23 protein-coding genes are annotated in these 13,674 nt (G+C 58.9%); 22 read left to right on the top strand and 1 reads right to left on the bottom strand.

Annotated elements, in window-relative coordinates; genetic code table 11:
* Nucleotides 1-117: 117 nt before the first annotated feature.
* The 11 genes from C4J94_RS14300 to C4J94_RS14255 all read left to right on the top strand — a co-directional run bounded on the left by C4J94_RS14300 (nucleotide 118) and on the right by C4J94_RS14255 (nucleotide 7,185).
* Nucleotides 118-399: a hypothetical protein gene (locus C4J94_RS14300; protein WP_124386765.1), complete on the top strand. Its 282-nt coding sequence runs from the start codon at nucleotides 118-120 to the stop codon at nucleotides 397-399.
* A gap of 245 nt (nucleotides 400-644) precedes the next feature.
* Nucleotides 645-821 (top strand): hypothetical protein, encoded by a 177-nt coding sequence (locus C4J94_RS27625; protein WP_164485583.1) that lies wholly within the window; start codon nucleotides 645-647, stop codon nucleotides 819-821.
* Nucleotides 822-940: 119 nt separating this feature from the next.
* Nucleotides 941-1,279, top strand: coding sequence for a hypothetical protein (locus C4J94_RS14295; RefSeq protein ID WP_003175039.1), 339 nt, complete (start codon nucleotides 941-943; stop codon nucleotides 1,277-1,279).
* Nucleotides 1,276-1,620 (top strand): hypothetical protein, encoded by a 345-nt coding sequence (locus C4J94_RS14290; protein WP_124386764.1) that lies wholly within the window; start codon nucleotides 1,276-1,278, stop codon nucleotides 1,618-1,620. The genes C4J94_RS14295 and C4J94_RS14290 overlap by 4 nt, the downstream gene beginning before the upstream one ends.
* Before the next feature lie 49 nt (nucleotides 1,621-1,669).
* Entirely contained in the window at nucleotides 1,670-1,861 is a 192-nt protein-coding gene (locus C4J94_RS14285; protein WP_124386763.1) for a hypothetical protein, read from the top strand.
* Nucleotides 1,858-2,331 carry a proteasome subunit beta gene (locus C4J94_RS14280; RefSeq protein WP_124386762.1) on the top strand — a complete coding sequence of 158 codons (474 nt, stop codon included), beginning with the start codon at nucleotides 1,858-1,860 and terminating at the stop codon, nucleotides 2,329-2,331. The genes C4J94_RS14285 and C4J94_RS14280 overlap by 4 nt, the downstream gene beginning before the upstream one ends.
* Nucleotides 2,297-2,920 carry a putative metallopeptidase gene (locus C4J94_RS14275; protein WP_124386761.1) on the top strand — a complete coding sequence of 208 codons (624 nt, stop codon included), beginning with the start codon at nucleotides 2,297-2,299 and terminating at the stop codon, nucleotides 2,918-2,920. The genes C4J94_RS14280 and C4J94_RS14275 overlap by 35 nt, the downstream gene beginning before the upstream one ends.
* A gap of 31 nt (nucleotides 2,921-2,951) precedes the next feature.
* The gene (locus C4J94_RS14270) at nucleotides 2,952-3,413 is read left to right on the top strand and encodes a DUF2280 domain-containing protein (protein WP_124386760.1); all 462 of its coding nucleotides are present in this window, start codon (nucleotides 2,952-2,954) and stop codon (nucleotides 3,411-3,413) included.
* Nucleotides 3,400-4,701 carry a terminase large subunit domain-containing protein gene (locus C4J94_RS14265; RefSeq protein WP_124386759.1) on the top strand — a complete coding sequence of 434 codons (1,302 nt, stop codon included), beginning with the start codon at nucleotides 3,400-3,402 and terminating at the stop codon, nucleotides 4,699-4,701. The genes C4J94_RS14270 and C4J94_RS14265 overlap by 14 nt, the downstream gene beginning before the upstream one ends.
* Nucleotides 4,698-6,116 (top strand): DUF4055 domain-containing protein, encoded by a 1,419-nt coding sequence (locus C4J94_RS14260; RefSeq protein WP_124386758.1) that lies wholly within the window; start codon nucleotides 4,698-4,700, stop codon nucleotides 6,114-6,116. The genes C4J94_RS14265 and C4J94_RS14260 overlap by 4 nt, the downstream gene beginning before the upstream one ends.
* Nucleotides 6,091-7,185, top strand: coding sequence for a phage minor head protein (locus C4J94_RS14255; protein ID WP_124386757.1), 1,095 nt, complete (start codon nucleotides 6,091-6,093; stop codon nucleotides 7,183-7,185). The genes C4J94_RS14260 and C4J94_RS14255 overlap by 26 nt, the downstream gene beginning before the upstream one ends.
* Here the strand turns inward: C4J94_RS14255 and C4J94_RS14250 are convergent.
* The gene (locus C4J94_RS14250; protein WP_256657523.1) at nucleotides 7,150-7,617 is read right to left on the bottom strand and encodes a hypothetical protein; all 468 of its coding nucleotides are present in this window, start codon (nucleotides 7,615-7,617) and stop codon (nucleotides 7,150-7,152) included. The two genes, C4J94_RS14255 and C4J94_RS14250, sit on opposite strands and share 36 nt — an antisense overlap.
* A gap of 79 nt (nucleotides 7,618-7,696) precedes the next feature.
* On the opposite strand from C4J94_RS14250, the gene C4J94_RS14245 reads away from it, so the two are divergent.
* From C4J94_RS14245 to C4J94_RS14195, 11 genes are all read left to right on the top strand, one after another.
* On the top strand, nucleotides 7,697-8,425 hold the full coding sequence (locus C4J94_RS14245) for a hypothetical protein (protein WP_124386755.1): 729 nt from the start codon (nucleotides 7,697-7,699) through the stop codon (nucleotides 8,423-8,425).
* A 12-nt stretch (nucleotides 8,426-8,437) separates the two neighbouring features.
* Complete coding sequence (locus C4J94_RS14240) at nucleotides 8,438-9,400, top strand: major capsid protein (RefSeq protein WP_094988698.1); 963 nt, start codon at nucleotides 8,438-8,440, stop codon at nucleotides 9,398-9,400.
* A gap of 46 nt (nucleotides 9,401-9,446) precedes the next feature.
* Nucleotides 9,447-10,037, top strand: coding sequence for a hypothetical protein (locus tag C4J94_RS14235; RefSeq protein WP_124386754.1), 591 nt, complete (start codon nucleotides 9,447-9,449; stop codon nucleotides 10,035-10,037).
* Between the two features lie 59 nt (nucleotides 10,038-10,096).
* Nucleotides 10,097-10,600: a DnaT-like ssDNA-binding protein gene (locus C4J94_RS14230; protein WP_164485582.1), complete on the top strand. Its 504-nt coding sequence runs from the start codon at nucleotides 10,097-10,099 to the stop codon at nucleotides 10,598-10,600.
* A 35-nt stretch (nucleotides 10,601-10,635) separates the two neighbouring features.
* Nucleotides 10,636-10,821: a hypothetical protein gene (locus C4J94_RS14225; protein WP_124386753.1), complete on the top strand. Its 186-nt coding sequence runs from the start codon at nucleotides 10,636-10,638 to the stop codon at nucleotides 10,819-10,821.
* Between the two features lie 15 nt (nucleotides 10,822-10,836).
* Nucleotides 10,837-11,208 (top strand): hypothetical protein, encoded by a 372-nt coding sequence (locus C4J94_RS14220; protein ID WP_124386752.1) that lies wholly within the window; start codon nucleotides 10,837-10,839, stop codon nucleotides 11,206-11,208.
* Nucleotides 11,205-11,801: a hypothetical protein gene (locus tag C4J94_RS14215; protein WP_124386751.1), complete on the top strand. Its 597-nt coding sequence runs from the start codon at nucleotides 11,205-11,207 to the stop codon at nucleotides 11,799-11,801. The genes C4J94_RS14220 and C4J94_RS14215 overlap by 4 nt, the downstream gene beginning before the upstream one ends.
* On the top strand, nucleotides 11,798-12,217 hold the full coding sequence (locus tag C4J94_RS14210) for a phage tail terminator-like protein (protein ID WP_124386750.1): 420 nt from the start codon (nucleotides 11,798-11,800) through the stop codon (nucleotides 12,215-12,217). Before C4J94_RS14215 ends, C4J94_RS14210 begins: the two co-directional genes overlap by 4 nt.
* 68 nt (nucleotides 12,218-12,285) lie before the next feature.
* Nucleotides 12,286-12,957 (top strand): phage tail protein, encoded by a 672-nt coding sequence (locus tag C4J94_RS14205; RefSeq protein WP_124386749.1) that lies wholly within the window; start codon nucleotides 12,286-12,288, stop codon nucleotides 12,955-12,957.
* Nucleotides 12,958-12,959: 2 nt separating this feature from the next.
* Nucleotides 12,960-13,340, top strand: coding sequence for a phage tail assembly chaperone (locus C4J94_RS14200; RefSeq protein ID WP_124386748.1), 381 nt, complete (start codon nucleotides 12,960-12,962; stop codon nucleotides 13,338-13,340).
* Nucleotides 13,337-13,660, top strand: a complete 324-nt coding sequence (locus tag C4J94_RS14195) for a DUF1799 domain-containing protein (protein ID WP_372240899.1) — start codon at nucleotides 13,337-13,339, stop codon at nucleotides 13,658-13,660. Before C4J94_RS14200 ends, C4J94_RS14195 begins: the two co-directional genes overlap by 4 nt.
* The last annotated feature ends 14 nt before the right edge of the window (nucleotides 13,661-13,674 follow it).

Genomic DNA, 13,674 nt, shown 5'->3' with positions numbered 1-13,674 from the left:
GACGCGAAACGCACACGAAACCTTAAACCCGGCCAAGCGCCGGGTTTTTATTGCTTGTTCGGCCGGCTCTGTTATTTAATCCAGTTATATTTTGGCTGCCGGATCGAATCGAGAATAATGCGCTCACTCAATGTTTTGATGCTGCTGTTAGTTTTCTCGACCGCCAATGCTGCCAGTGATAGGCCAGGGCCGTACGATGTGTATCAGTACAAAAGTGAAAAAGACGCTGAATTTCTTGACACAATGAAGGCTTGCTTTATTGATGGCCGCCCTTACTCGGATGGCATGATTGCCGTGATCGACGGTAGGCACTTTAAGTGCCTGCGCAAGGTTAATTCTTTTGGTGATCGCTCCGGCAGTCAAGCGCTGGAGTGGGTAGAAGAGGGGAAAGCGCCATAGCTCATATCTGTTGTTGTCCATGTCGGCGGCACGGAACAGAATCAGTCCCCGCGCTGCAAATGGCCGGGCAAGGAAACGAGTACTGTAGGACGCAAAGCAACGCGGGATCAACCCAGCTCATAAGGCTGGGTTTTTTATTGCCTAAGTTTCCCAAAGCCCTCAGAGCCTCTGACTTGTCACGCTGATGAGGGACCTATTCAGGGCCTCTGCACTCGCAGGGGCTTTTTCGTTTGAGGAGGTTCGGTATGGGCCTTAAAAGACTCGAAGATACGAAGGCGTTCGTCGTGGCAGATGCCATCGTTTGCATTAACTGGGCGCGCGTTGATCCCGCCATCATCGAAAATGCAAAGCCGGCCGACCCGATTACGCCAGAGCAAAGTCTGTTCCTGAAGGGGCTCACGTTCGGCCCTATCAATCGTTAATTCATGGCCTCGGCATTGGACGAGGCCTTTTCGTTTTCGGCCCCGCCACACCCTTCGCTTTGAGCAGGGAGTGCCGCCGGGGCTGACCTATTTCAAACATGCCCCACGGAGTCGAGCGCATGGAGTACCTACAGCGCCTGCTCGACAAGATCGACAGGTTCGAATTGTTGATTGCGGGCCTCATTGGGGCCGTTGTTGCGAGCTGGTGGCACAAGGACGACTTGTCCGACTGGCGAGCCTGGATGGTGTTCTTGGTTACCGGTGTGGCCTGCTCGCTGTATTTGACGAGCATGGTCAGCGCGTACCTGAATGTCACCGAGCCCAAGATCGTCGCCGGCATTGGCTTCTTGCTGGGCACGTTCGGCGGCTCGCTCCTGGCAGCAATTAACCGAGCCATCAAAGCCGCTGACCTTTGGGCGCTTATTCGCCAGCGGTTCGGGGGAGGCAATCCACCATGAATCTTGAACTGATCAACTCCATTGCCTGCGGCCTTATCGCGCTGTGGGCAGCCTGGTGCGTACTGAGCGGAAAGGTGAGGGACGGCATTCTCGGGAAGCTGATCTATTCGGCTATCGCGATCAGCGGCTTTGTTCTGATGGTGCGTAGCCAAAACATCTTCTTCGGCCCGACCACTGCTGGGCTGACGTTTCACTTCGCTCTGGCTCTGGCCGGTGTACGGCACGTCTTCATGGTCACGTACTGGCAGCGGGTGAAGGTCTGGTTGTGCCGGATGCTGAACTGCGAGCACTGCATGGGCTGTCCGGAGGCGCCGGAAGGCATTGAGCGCCGGAAGCAGTAATCCGCGCCACGTTTTCGAATGTGCCAAATCGTGGCGCGAGGTTTTGCAGATGAGCAACGTCACCCGCCTGCGTCATGCGCTTCCGTTGGGGCAAGACATCAACGCAGCCGTGACTGCGCTCGACAAGGCCATTGCCGATGCTGTGGATGCTGCCAAGACCGCCGGACTGCCTCAGGGCCTAGTCGTCAGCCTGCTCCACGGCCACGCCCATGCACAAACACATCAGATGGTGACCGTATGACGACCATTGCCTACAAAAACGGCGTGATTGCTTATGACTCCCGAGTCACACGTGGCTCGCTCATCGACCACGACGACTACGAGAAGCTGATACATAGGAGTGGGCATCAGTTTCTGTTTACGGGATGCGGTGCAGACTTTGCCGCCCTGATGGACGAGTTCTTCGGTATGAAGTCCAACGATAAGCCGCTCGACGCGAACGGGCTGGTCGTCACCAATGGCAGGCTTTGCCAGATTGGTCGTGATACCGAGAGCGGGTTCTGGCTGGACGAGGTGTGGATGGATCGTCCGTTTGCCATCGGTAGCGGGCGCGACTTCGCACTCGCCGCGATGGATATGGGCGCAACCGCTAAGGAAGCTGTCGAGGCAGCGGCCAAGCGAGATGTCTACACCGGCGGCACGATCCGCACATTGATCATTGACGAGGGTATGGCTGATGCAAAGACCATTACCCCCGGCGTCACTGCTTGAGCTGTCCGACCTGAGCGACTTCGGCATCCGCCTTGTTCCTGCGCCTGAGGTGTGGGAATGGCTCCAAGCCGAGATCCTTGCCGACACCGGCACCATCCACAACGAAGACCATGCACACTTGTTGGATGCAGACATCCGTGTCATGTGGGCGTCGTCGAGCTTCGAGAAGCAGGGTAGGACAGTACTAGGCCAGGCCGAACAGGTAGCGTTCCGCGCCGGCGGCTGGCAGAAAGCCCGGATGGAGCAACAGATGCGTGATTGGTTCGGCGACGTGCCGGCCTTCATCATCACGCTGGCTGCCGACTACTGCGCCCAGTGCAGCGACCTTGAGTTCTGCGCCCTGATTGAACACGAGCTGTACCACCTGGCTCACGCGACCGACAAGTACGGTCAACCAGCATTCACCCAAGACGGTGCGCCGAAGATCAAGCTGCAGGGCCACGACGTGGAAGAGTTCGTCGGTGTCGTCCGCCGCTACGGCGCAAGCCCTGACGTTCAAGCGTTGGTGGATGCAGCAAACAAACCCGCCGAGGTGGGGAAATTGAACATTGCGAGGGCCTGCGGAACCTGTCTGCTCAGATTGGCCTGACCCCTGACAGACCTAAGACGGAATTTACCCTATGGCAGCCCTGAACAATGAGGTGAAAGGCTTCATGGTTCAGGCCTTGGCGTGCTTCGACACACCATCCCAGGTTGCGGCAGCTGTCAGAGAGGAATTCGGTCTAGAAGTGACCCGTCAACAGTGCGAGGCTCAAGACCCTACCAAGCGCGCTGGGCGAGATCTGGCGAAGAAGTGGGTGACCCTGTTCCACGATACCCGGAAGCGGTTTCGCGAAGAGACAGCTGATATCCCGATTGCCAACCGCGCCGTCCGCCTTCGCGCCATGAACCGTTTCGTGGAGAGGGCCGAGTCGATGAAGAACATCGGCTTGGCGATGCAGATCCTCGAGCAGGCTGCGAAGGAAACCGGCGACATCTACGTCAACCGGGCCAGGAAGGAAGAAGCCGGCGACGAGCCAGTGATCCCGACCCGCATCCAGGTCGATGTAGTGGATGCGAGGAAGTCGAATGCCGAGCCTTAATGTTCCACAGGCTCAGTTCCTCACGCTACCCCACAAGTTCCGTGCGTTCGTTGCCGGGTTCGGCTCAGGCAAGACCTGGGTGGGATGCTCGGCGCTGAGCAAGCACTTCATGGAGTGGCCTGGCGTCAACGCTGGCTACTTCGCACCGACTTACCCGCAGATTCGGGACATCTTCTATCCGACGATGGATGAGGTGGCCTACGACTGGGGACTGAAGACCAAGATCAACCAGGCGAACCATGAGGTTCACATCTACAGCGGCCGGCAGCACCGCGGCACTGTGATTTGCCGATCTATGGAGAAGCCGCAGACGATTGTCGGTTTCAAGATTGGCCATGCCCTGGTGGATGAGCTGGACGTGCTGACCGCCATCAAGGCACAGCAGGCCTGGCGCAAGATCATCGCCCGGATGCGCTACAACCTGCCCGGGCTGAAGAACGGGGTAGACGTCACCACGACGCCGGAAGGCTTCAAGTTCGTCTTCCTGCAGTTCGTGAAGCAGCTTCGCGACAAGCCTTCGCTCAAGGAGATGTATGGCCTGGTGCAGGCCAGCACTTTCGACAACGAGCTGAACCTGCCGGATGACTACATCGCTTCGCTGATGGAGTCGTATCCGCCACAGCTGATCATGGCGTATCTCAAAGGCCAGTTCGTCAACCTGACGTCCGGCACGATCTACACGGCCTACGACCGCAAGCTCAACGGATGCTTCGATACCGTGCAGCCCGGCGAGCCGCTATTCATCGGGATGGACTTCAACGTCGGCAAGATGGCGGCGATCACTCACGTCAAACGCGACCAGGGGTTGCCCAGGGCGGTGGATGAGCTCATCGACGGCTACGACACTCCCGACATGATCCGCCGCATCAAAGAGCGGTACTGGCAGCACGATGGAAACGACTTCAAGAAGACGTGCGAGATCAGGATCTACCCGGATGCCTCGGGCGACTCTCGCAAGTCTGTGAACGCCAGCATCACCGACCTTGCCATGCTCAAGCAGGCCGGGTTCGCGGTCATCGCTCCCGCGGCAAACCCGCCAGTGAAGGACAGAATCAACGCAATGAACGCCGTCTTCTGCAATGCGCAGGGCGAGCGCCGCTACCTGGTCAACCCGTTCACATGCCCAACCTACGCCGACGGCCTGGAGCAGCAGGTGTGGGGGGCGAACGGGGAGCCAGACAAGACCGCCGGCATCGATCACGCGAACGACGCTGGCGGCTACTTCATCCACCGCGAGTACCCGATCATCAAACCGGTCACCGCTATCAAAATGGGATACGCCCGATGAGCAACGACGTCTCCTTCAAGCGGGCGGAATACACGGCAGTGCTGGACCGCTGGGCGACCGTTCGCGACGTCTGCGCCGGCCAGCACCGGGTTGTCGATCGGCTGCCGTACATCAATGCGCACGACAAGTCGCCGGAAAATCAGGACCGGAATCGGGCTTACCGCGAGCGCGCGGTGTTCAAGAACGCCACAGGCCACACCCGAAACGGTTTGCTCGGCCTGGCGTTCCACAAAGATCCGACACTTAAGGTGCCGAAGAAGCTGGAGTACCTGCAGGACAACGCCAACGGCTCCGGGGTGAGCATTTATCAGCACTCCCAGGGCACGCTGGAGAAGGTGCTCGAGGCTGGCCGGCATGGCCTGTACGTCGACTATCACCAAGATGATGGTATCGGCGGGCACGCGGTGATCCTCACTTACTGCGCCGAAGAAATCATCAACTGGCGCACAGGCATGGTTAACGGTCACAGCGTGCTAACGCTGGTGGTGCTGAAGGAATCGCCGGAAATCCCTGATGGCTTCGGTTTCAAGACGGTTGAGCAGTACCGGGAACTGGCCTTGGAGGAAGACGGCTTCGTTTGTCGAGTATGGCGCCGGTCAGGGCCAGAGACTGGCGGGCCACTGGCGGTTACCGAAGAATTCCGGCCTACGGGTGCCGGCGGCCGGCTGAAGGAGATTCCGTTTACCTTCGTTGGTGCCCAGAACAACGACCCGAGCATCGACGAATCGCCGCTTTACGATATCGCCATGATCAACCTGGGCCATTACCGGAACAGCGCTGACTACGAAGACAGCGTGTTCTGGTGCGGGCAGACTCAGCCTTGGATCAGTGGACTCGACGAGTCCTGGCGCGACTGGATGGAGAAAAACGGCATTTACGTCGGCTCCAGGGCCCCGATGATGCTGCCCGTTGGTGGCGCGTTTGGTTACGCGCAGCCCACGCCAAACACGCTGGTCAAGGAGGCCATGGCCGACAAGAACCAGATGATGATTGAGCTGGGCGCGCGGATGGTTGTGGCTTCACTTGCCACCAAGACAGCTACCGAGTCGCGCGGCGATCAGTCGGCATCGACATCAGTTCTTGCCGGGTGCGTGGCGAACGTCAGCGAAGCCTACACACGAGCCATCATGTGGTGCTGCACCTACATGGGCATCACCGACAACAAGGTCGCCTACCAGGTGAATCAGGAGTTCGTCGAACTGACTGCAGATCCGCAGATGATCACGGCCTTGGTTGGCTTGTGGCAGAACGGCGGATTCGCCAAGGCGGACTTGCGGGCTTACCTGCGAAAGCTTGGGCTGATCGCACCAGAGCGCACAGACAAGCAGATCGACGGCGAGCTGGAAGAGCAGGGCGATGGCCTAGGCCTGGACGATGAGGAAAAACCAAATGGCGGTAAATCCGGCAGTACTTGATGCCACGATCCGGCACGCGGTCTTCCTCGAAAAGCTGAAGGCTGGGGAGGTTGGCAAGTTCGCTCCCTTCCTCAAGGAGATTGACCGCTCGATCCGGGATCGGCTCACCCAGTCGGACCTCACTGAGTACAACGTCAAGCGCCTTGAAGCGTTGCTGAAGGAAGTGGATAGCCTGCTGCTGGGCATCTTCGATCGCTACAGCGCGCAACTGAATCTCGACCTGGTGGATATCGCCAACTACGAGGCTGAGTTCGAGGCGACCAGCCTTGCCAGGTCGGCGCCGGTTGGCGTTTCGCTGGATGTGGTCGCGCCGACGGCCGCTGCAATCCGTACCGCAGTGCTGACAAATCCGCTCAGCGTGCGCGGCACCGGTGGTGGGAAGCTGCTGAAGGCTTTCATCAAGGGTTGGACCAGCGCTGAGCGTGAACGCGTCACCGGCACCATCCGGCAGGGCTTCTTCGAAGGGCAGACGAACTTCCAGATCATCCGCAACATTCGCGGCACCAAGGCGGCAGTGTACAAAGACGGCATCCTGGCGACCACCAACCGCAATGCCAGTACGGTCGTGCACACCGCGATTCAGCATGTGTCGTCCCAGGCACGCATGGAGGTCGCCAAGGCGAACACGGATATCGTGCGAGAGATCCAGATGGTGGCCACGCTGGACAGCAAGACTAGCCAGCCATGCCGCTCGATGGACAAGCGAAAGTTTCCGGTGGATACCGGCCCACGACCGCCGTTCCATCCAAACTGCCGCACCACCTTCATTCTGTTGACCAAGCTGAGTGCGATGTTCGCCAAGGGCGCAACGCGTGCCTCGGTGGGTGCTGATGGCGGACAGCAGGTCAGCGCTGACCTTGATTACTACCACTGGCTTCAGCAGCAGCCAGCCGCGTTCCAGGACGAGGCTATCGGTCCTATGCGGGCCAAGCTGTTTCGCGAGGGTGGCTTGAGTGTTCAACGCTTCGCGGAACTGCAGCTTGATCGCAACTTTGCGCCATTGACTCTGGCGCAGATGAAAATACTGGAACCATTAGCATTCCAGAGGGCAGGTGTCGGCCCGAATTGATACTAAGGCGTCTGATATCAAGCCCCACGCCTCTCTGTACTGTTCAAGCTCGGGTAAGTGCTTCAGATCCACCTTGTTCCAACCCTCCGAGCGAGGAAGCGCCTGGATCGTTGCTACTGGCAAGACATAGTAATGCGGTGGGATAGGTTGCTTTTTGCCATCTGGAGATCCGCGATTGAGGAATACCGCGACCACAAACTCACAATCGAAGTTTTTGATGGGGAATCCAGTCGCACCTGTTCTCCAGCGGCTTTTTACTTGAACTCTAACGGAAGAGTTTTGCTCAGCGTCGGTAGCCACGATGTCGTATCCAGGCATGTTGGTATAAGTCTTGTAAGCGGCGATTTTGTGAATCAGCAATTGCCCTAGAACAAGAAATTCAGCTCCTTCGCTTTCCAGTCTTGTGTCCATCCGCGCCATAACTTTCACCATTTTTTATCGCCCCTGAAATAGGGACGCGATTTCATTCGCCTGCGAGGCAGGCTAATCCAAACCCAAGGGGTGTATCAACGTGGCAGAACAAAACGAAATCGACCTGGAAAACCCGGCAATCAAGGCCGCTATCGCGACTGCCGTTGAAGCATCCGTTTCCGGATTGAAAACCAAGAACTCGGAGCTGCTGGGCAAGCTGAAGGAAACCTCCGGCAAGCTGACTCAGTTCGAAACTCAGTTTGAAGGTATCGACATCGACGCAGTCAAAGGTCTTCTCAGTCGGGCTGGCCAGGACGAGGAAACCAAGCTGCTGACTGAGGGCAAGGTTGACGAGGTCTTCAATAAGCGCACCGAGCGCTTGCGTGGAGAGCATGACAAGCAGTTGAAGACGCTCGCCGGTCGCGCTGAAAAGGCTGAAGCCTTCGCCGCCAAGTTCCAGGGCAAAGTCCTGGGCGACTCGGTGCGCGGTGCAGCACTGAAAGCCGGCGCACTGCCGGAAGCAACCGACGACATCATCTTGCGCGCCAAAGGCGTGTTCTCACTGAACGAAGAGGGCGAAGCCGTCGCTGTTGACGAGAATGGCCAGACCATCCTCGGCAAAGACGGCAAGACCCCTCTGACTCCGCTCGAATGGGCCGAGTCTCTGCGCGAAAGTGCACCCCACCTGTGGCCAAGGGCTTCAGGGACACATGCCCCGGGCGGGGGCGGCGGCCAGGCTGCATCGAAGCGCTCCGAAATGACCTCCGAGCAGAAGCGCAATTTTCAGCGCAAGCACGGCCAAACCGCATATCTCGCATTGCCCAAGTAAGGGGAAAGACCCATGGCTACAACTGTCAACAGCGACCTGATCATCTACAACGATGAGGCGCAAACTGCTTACCTGGAGCGCATCCAGGATAATCTGGACGTGTTCAACGCCTCGTCCAACGGCGCGATCGTCCTCGACAACGAACTGATCCAAGGCGACTTCCGAAAACGTGCTTTCTACAAGCTCGGCGGGGGTCTTGAGCATCGCGATGTCAACTCCGACGGCAAGGTCACCGCCAAGAAAATCGGCGCTGGTGAAGCTGTAGGCGTCAAGGCACCGTGGAAGTACGGCCCGTACCAGACCACTGAAGAGGCGTTCAAGCGTCGCGGCCGTGCCGTAGATGAGTTCTCCCAGATCATCGGCGCCGACGTAGCTGATGCAACAATCGAGGGCTTCATCGAGTACGCCACCGGCGCGCTCAAGGCTGCCATCGGTTCGAACGCCGCAATGGTGGTGTCTGCCAACATCGAAACCGACGGCAAGAAGACCCTGACCCGCGGCATGCGCAAATTCGGCGACAAATTTGGCCGCATTGCGCTGTGGGTCATGCACTCGTCTGCCTATTTCGACATCGTTGATGAAGCGATCGCGAACAAGGTCTACGAAGAAGCGGGCGTCGTGATCTACGGCGGCCTGCCTGGCACTCTGGGCAAGCCGGTGCTGGTGACCGACAAGGCGCCAGTGGATGCGATCTTCGGCCTGCTGCCGAATGCCGTGGTGATCACCGAGTCCCAGGCTCCGGGTTTCCGTTCTTACGACGTGAACGACGAGGAAAACCTGGCTATCGGTTACCGCGCCGAGGGCACCGTCAACATCGACGTGCTGGGTTACAGCTGGAAGGAAACCACGGGCGGTACCAACCCGACTCTGGCCGCCGTCGGCTCTGCTGCGAACTGGGTCAAGCACTCGGACAGCAACAAGGTCACCGCTGGCGTGATGATCAATCTCACCACCACGCCACCAGTCGGCGGCTGATAATCAACCCAGGAAGCGGCCAGCGATGGCCGCTACGGAGATTCCGATGGAACTCGTTTATACAAACCAGCTTGACGGCTTTGAGCCTGGTAAGCGTTACCGCGTCCCGGGCCTGTTCCGCAGTATTGAACGCGATGCAACGGCAGTGACCGTGGTAGGTGACTATCCCGAGATCGTCACGGCATACGAAGATGCCGGTGTCGACGTTGAGATTGTCGAGTTACCGGCGCCTGTTGTTGTCGGCACGCAGGCGATCGCATCTGGTGAACTGTCCAAAGTGCTTGCCGATCTGCAAAGCGAGAGTGGCGCAATGGTTCTGCTGATCGATGGCCTAGAGGCTGGCGAAATCCACCGCCCAGAGTCAGGCGAACTGGCACTGCGCTTGTTTGAAGTGCTGGGCACCATCCATGCCTCGGTTGGAGAGCTGACCACTGAGCGTGACGGCCTGGCCTTGACTGTCGACGCACTGCGCGGCGAGGTTGAAGCGCTGAAGAAGGCGGCCCTCGCGCCGCCGACGGACGAGGCTGGTGAAATCGCAGCGCTGAAAGCAAAGCTCGACGACGCCAAGGTCCAGTATCGGGCAAACGCCTCCAAAGAATCCCTGGAAAAGCTCCTCGCCGAGCTGACCAAGGAGTAATACTGCTGGCTGTCGGTGATCCGGCGGCCAATCTTCAAACCATACCAGCGAGTTGAAGCATGATGCTCATCATTGAGGACGGCACCGGCAAGCCAGACGCCGAAAGCTACGCGAGCGCTGAGGACCTGGCCATATATGCCGTGAAATTCGGAACGGTCCTCCCTGCAGGCGTCCCGGAGCAGGAAGCGTTGCTGCGCCGGGCCGCCTTGGTGATGGATGGCATGACCTGGAAGGGTCGCAAGTCGAATAGCGAGCAGGCCCTGTCCTGGCCGCGCCGGGAAGTGCTGCTGGATCAGGAGATCAAGCCGAACAACTATCTGCCGGCGCGGATCCAGTACGGGCAGATGGCCCTGGCCGCTGAGATTCATCAGGACGATATCGACCCGGTGGAGAAGCGCAAGGGTGCAGTGTTGCTAGACCGTGTTGAGGGAGCTGTAACGCGGCAGTACGCCGCCATCCCCAGCACCAGTAACCGGCTGCTGCCAGCGGCTCCGGATCGACCGAGTGCTACGCAGTTTGCCGACTACCTACAAAAGCGCGGGTTGTTTGCTGTTCGGGTCTGAGTTAGCGTTGATCACTTATCCAAAGGAGTATCAACATGACACAGATGGAAGCTTGGGCGCATTTTGCCGGACAGGCATTGTCGGGAATTCTCGCTGGCAAGGAAGGGTCATCTTCTCCAGGTTACGCTTCGGCACGGGCTGCTGAGCATGCCGATGCATTGCTGGAGTTTTACATTGCTAAGTGCCAGGAAATTGCGGGGCAGGATCCAAAACAACTTTGATTAAATGGGGACATCATGGCCACCTTCTACGACGAAATGGCCGTGATGGCTCTGGAGCTGATCACAGAGTTCGGCAAGCCCGTGACCATCAGCAAGACCGGGCCGGGCGAGTATGACCCGGAGACGGGTGGTGAAGCTCCAGGCGCAACCGTCGAGCAAACCGCCCAAGGCATCCTGCTCGACTTTACCGGCCAAGAATTCCAGAACAACAGCCTCATCAAGCAGGGCGACAAGAAGCTCAAGATCGCCGCGCAGGGCTTGGTCTGGGTGCCGGGCCTGCTCGACAAAGTCGTGGCCCAGGGCCGCACCTGGTCAATCGTCCCGCCGCTGAAAGAGGTGAACCCCGCCGGCACGCCTATCCTGTATGAATTACAGGTGCGGTCGTGAGCCGGGCAGGCGCCGGACAGTCTGGCAGGTTCGCCATGAGCCTGGCTGAGTTCGCCGCGCAGACCAGCGAAGCCATCGACGCCAGCGTCCGTGAAATCATCATCGAGGTCGGCAGCAGCCTGATTCGCATGTCTCCCGTGGGTAACCCGGAGATCTGGGCGCAGAACGCCGTGGCGACCCAGTACAACAAGGCCGTCGACGATCACAACAGCCCGCTGCGTAGCGATCCTGCCAACCTCACAAAGGCGGGCAGGTTGAAGCCGGGCCGCAAGCTCAACGACGGCATGGACATCAAGGCGCCTGATGGCTATGTCGGCGGCCGGTTCCGTGCGAACTGGCACATCTCGCTCGGCGTGATTGAGAACGTCACCTTTGACGAGCTAGACCCGAGCGGCGCCGAAACCACTGCATCGCTGGTTGCTGCGATGAGCGACTTCACCGCCGGCCAGATGGCCTACATCATCAACAATTTGCCCTACGCGATCCCGCTGGAGTTCGGTCATTCCACCCAGGCTCCCGGCGGTATGGTCCGGGTAACCGTGGCTCGCTTCCAGCAGATCGTGCTGGAGGCCATTAGGAACAACCAGGTATGAGTCACGCAATCATCGCCTCGATCTACGAGGCCAAGCTCATCGCCTGGAACGCTGCCAGGTCGGAGAAGCTGAAGATCGTTTTCGAAAACACGGCCTACACGCCGGCGGCGGGCGAGACCTACCTGCGAGCCTTCACTATCCCGGGCGATACGGCGAGCAACACGCTTGGCGGCGATCACCGGCTGTTCACCGGCGTGTTTCAGGTCAGCATCATCGCGCCGGCGGGTACCGGGAAGGCCAAGACGAACCCAATCGCCGCCGAGATCATCGCGCTATTCCCGCTGTATGTGCGCGACGTGAAAAACGGCTTCGTTGTCACGCCGATGACTCCCGTAGATGTCGGCCCAGGCATTACTGGCGATTCAGCCTATACGGTACCTCTGTCGTTCTCTTACCGGTCCGACACCACGCCATAATCCGCCCGTTGGGCAAATCCTAACCCGCCATCGAGCGGGTTTTGTCATTTCTGCATAGAGGAAAACCCATGTCTGTCTATTTCCCCAACGGGGCAACGCTTTCGATTTCCAGCGGGTTCGCTGCCGCCAAGCTGATCTCCGCAATCAGCAACGCGAACCCCGGTGTCGCCACCAGCGCCGCAAACGGCTTTGCGAATGGCGACATTCTGCTCGTCACGTCCGGCTGGGAGGACATCAACGAGCGCGCTGTGCGGGTATCCAACGCCGCCGCTGGCGCATTTACCCTGGAAGGCATCGACACATCCAATGTTGCTTTCTTCCCGGACGGCATCAGCGGCGGCACTGCCAAGAAAGTTACCGGCTGGGTAGCGGTCAACCAGGTGATCGGCAACTCCATGTCTGGCGGCGAGCAGCAATATTGGACTTACGCGCCGCTCGAAGCGCGCCGCGACAAGCAGATCCCGACCACCAAGAACGCGCAAGCCTTCGCCTTCCAGCTGGCCGATGATGACAGCCTGGCTTGGTACGAAGAGCTCGATAAGGCTGACCGCGAGAAGGAAGTACGCATCCTGCGTATGTCGCTGCCCAACGGCAAAACGATCTACTACGCCGGTTATGCTTCCTTTAACAAGACGCCGACGCTGGTGCGCAACGAAGGCGCGGCCGTCTCCTTCGGCTTCACCATCAACGCCGAGATCACCGCGTATCGCGCGCCTGTTGCTGCAGGCGGCGGAGCTTAATCATGGCGAAATTCAAGATTGCCCAGGCGCCGACGTTTCTGGGCGCGGTAATGATCCCCGTCGTTGGCCAGGAGCCAGTGAAGGTTGAATTCACGTTCAAGTATCGAAACCGTATCGAATTGGCAGCCCTGTTCGATGAGTGGAATCAGCGGCGCAAGGACGGCCATGAGCGCTTTGGTGAAAAGCCAACGGTATCGGAAATTATTGCCGTGGATACCGAAAACCAGATGCAGCAAATCAAGGATCTGGTAGTAGGCTGGGAGTTCGACGACAAGTTCGATGACGAGAGCATCAAGGCTTTGGTGACTTCGTGTCATGGGACGACCGAGGCCGTCGTGGATGCTTACCAGGCAGCTTTCGCCAAGGCTCGCACGGGAAACTGATCCGCGCCGCCCGCGCCCTGTATGAGTCCCCGCCGGATGCCGAGCAGATCGCGGCTTTCGGCTGGGACGCAGAGGACATGGAAGAAGAGTTTGATGTTTGGCCGTGCCTTTGGCCAGCCTTCCTGCTGTTCAATCGCATGTCCACCCAATGGCGGGCAGGTGCCGGCGGCGCGATCGGTCTCGACTACAGCTGCATCCGCGACGTGGCCGGCTTCCTCGGCATTAAGAAAAAGAAACTCGCCGAAATCTTCCCAGACCTTCAGGTGCTGGAAGGCGAAGCCCTGCGCGTCATGGCGGAGGAAAGGGAAAACAGCCCGTAACCACGGGCACTTAT

Origin of the sequence: Pseudomonas sp. R5-89-07 (assembly GCF_003851685.1) — a bacterium.
In the GTDB taxonomy this organism is placed as follows: domain Bacteria; phylum Pseudomonadota; class Gammaproteobacteria; order Pseudomonadales; family Pseudomonadaceae; genus Aquipseudomonas.
This window is presented reverse-complemented; position numbering and strand designations above follow the sequence as displayed.

Excerpts from the sequence above, each read along its gene's own strand:
- C4J94_RS14240 (WP_094988698.1), top strand. The coding sequence starts at position 8,438 with ATGGCTACAACTGTCAACAGCGACCTGATCATCTACAACGATGAGGCG.
- C4J94_RS14230 (WP_164485582.1), top strand. The coding sequence starts at position 10,097 with ATGATGCTCATCATTGAGGACGGCACCGGCAAGCCAGACGCCGAAAGC.
- C4J94_RS14295 (WP_003175039.1), top strand. The coding sequence starts at position 941 with ATGGAGTACCTACAGCGCCTGCTCGACAAGATCGACAGGTTCGAATTG.
- C4J94_RS14200 (WP_124386748.1), top strand. The coding sequence starts at position 12,960 with ATGGCGAAATTCAAGATTGCCCAGGCGCCGACGTTTCTGGGCGCGGTA.
- C4J94_RS14265 (WP_124386759.1), top strand. The coding sequence starts at position 3,400 with ATGCCGAGCCTTAATGTTCCACAGGCTCAGTTCCTCACGCTACCCCAC.
- C4J94_RS14300 (WP_124386765.1), top strand. The coding sequence starts at position 118 with ATGCGCTCACTCAATGTTTTGATGCTGCTGTTAGTTTTCTCGACCGCC.
- C4J94_RS14250 (WP_256657523.1), bottom strand. The coding sequence starts at position 7,617 with ATGGTGAAAGTTATGGCGCGGATGGACACAAGACTGGAAAGCGAAGGA.
- C4J94_RS14285 (WP_124386763.1), top strand. The coding sequence starts at position 1,670 with ATGAGCAACGTCACCCGCCTGCGTCATGCGCTTCCGTTGGGGCAAGAC.
- C4J94_RS14220 (WP_124386752.1), top strand. The coding sequence starts at position 10,837 with ATGGCCACCTTCTACGACGAAATGGCCGTGATGGCTCTGGAGCTGATC.
- C4J94_RS14235 (WP_124386754.1), top strand. The coding sequence starts at position 9,447 with ATGGAACTCGTTTATACAAACCAGCTTGACGGCTTTGAGCCTGGTAAG.
- C4J94_RS14205 (WP_124386749.1), top strand. The coding sequence starts at position 12,286 with ATGTCTGTCTATTTCCCCAACGGGGCAACGCTTTCGATTTCCAGCGGG.
- C4J94_RS14275 (WP_124386761.1), top strand. The coding sequence starts at position 2,297 with ATGCAAAGACCATTACCCCCGGCGTCACTGCTTGAGCTGTCCGACCTG.
- C4J94_RS14270 (WP_124386760.1), top strand. The coding sequence starts at position 2,952 with ATGGCAGCCCTGAACAATGAGGTGAAAGGCTTCATGGTTCAGGCCTTG.
- C4J94_RS27625 (WP_164485583.1), top strand. The coding sequence starts at position 645 with ATGGGCCTTAAAAGACTCGAAGATACGAAGGCGTTCGTCGTGGCAGAT.
- C4J94_RS14290 (WP_124386764.1), top strand. The coding sequence starts at position 1,276 with ATGAATCTTGAACTGATCAACTCCATTGCCTGCGGCCTTATCGCGCTG.
- C4J94_RS14210 (WP_124386750.1), top strand. The coding sequence starts at position 11,798 with ATGAGTCACGCAATCATCGCCTCGATCTACGAGGCCAAGCTCATCGCC.
- C4J94_RS14225 (WP_124386753.1), top strand. The coding sequence starts at position 10,636 with ATGACACAGATGGAAGCTTGGGCGCATTTTGCCGGACAGGCATTGTCG.
- C4J94_RS14260 (WP_124386758.1), top strand. The coding sequence starts at position 4,698 with ATGAGCAACGACGTCTCCTTCAAGCGGGCGGAATACACGGCAGTGCTG.
- C4J94_RS14255 (WP_124386757.1), top strand. The coding sequence starts at position 6,091 with ATGGCGGTAAATCCGGCAGTACTTGATGCCACGATCCGGCACGCGGTC.
- C4J94_RS14280 (WP_124386762.1), top strand. The coding sequence starts at position 1,858 with ATGACGACCATTGCCTACAAAAACGGCGTGATTGCTTATGACTCCCGA.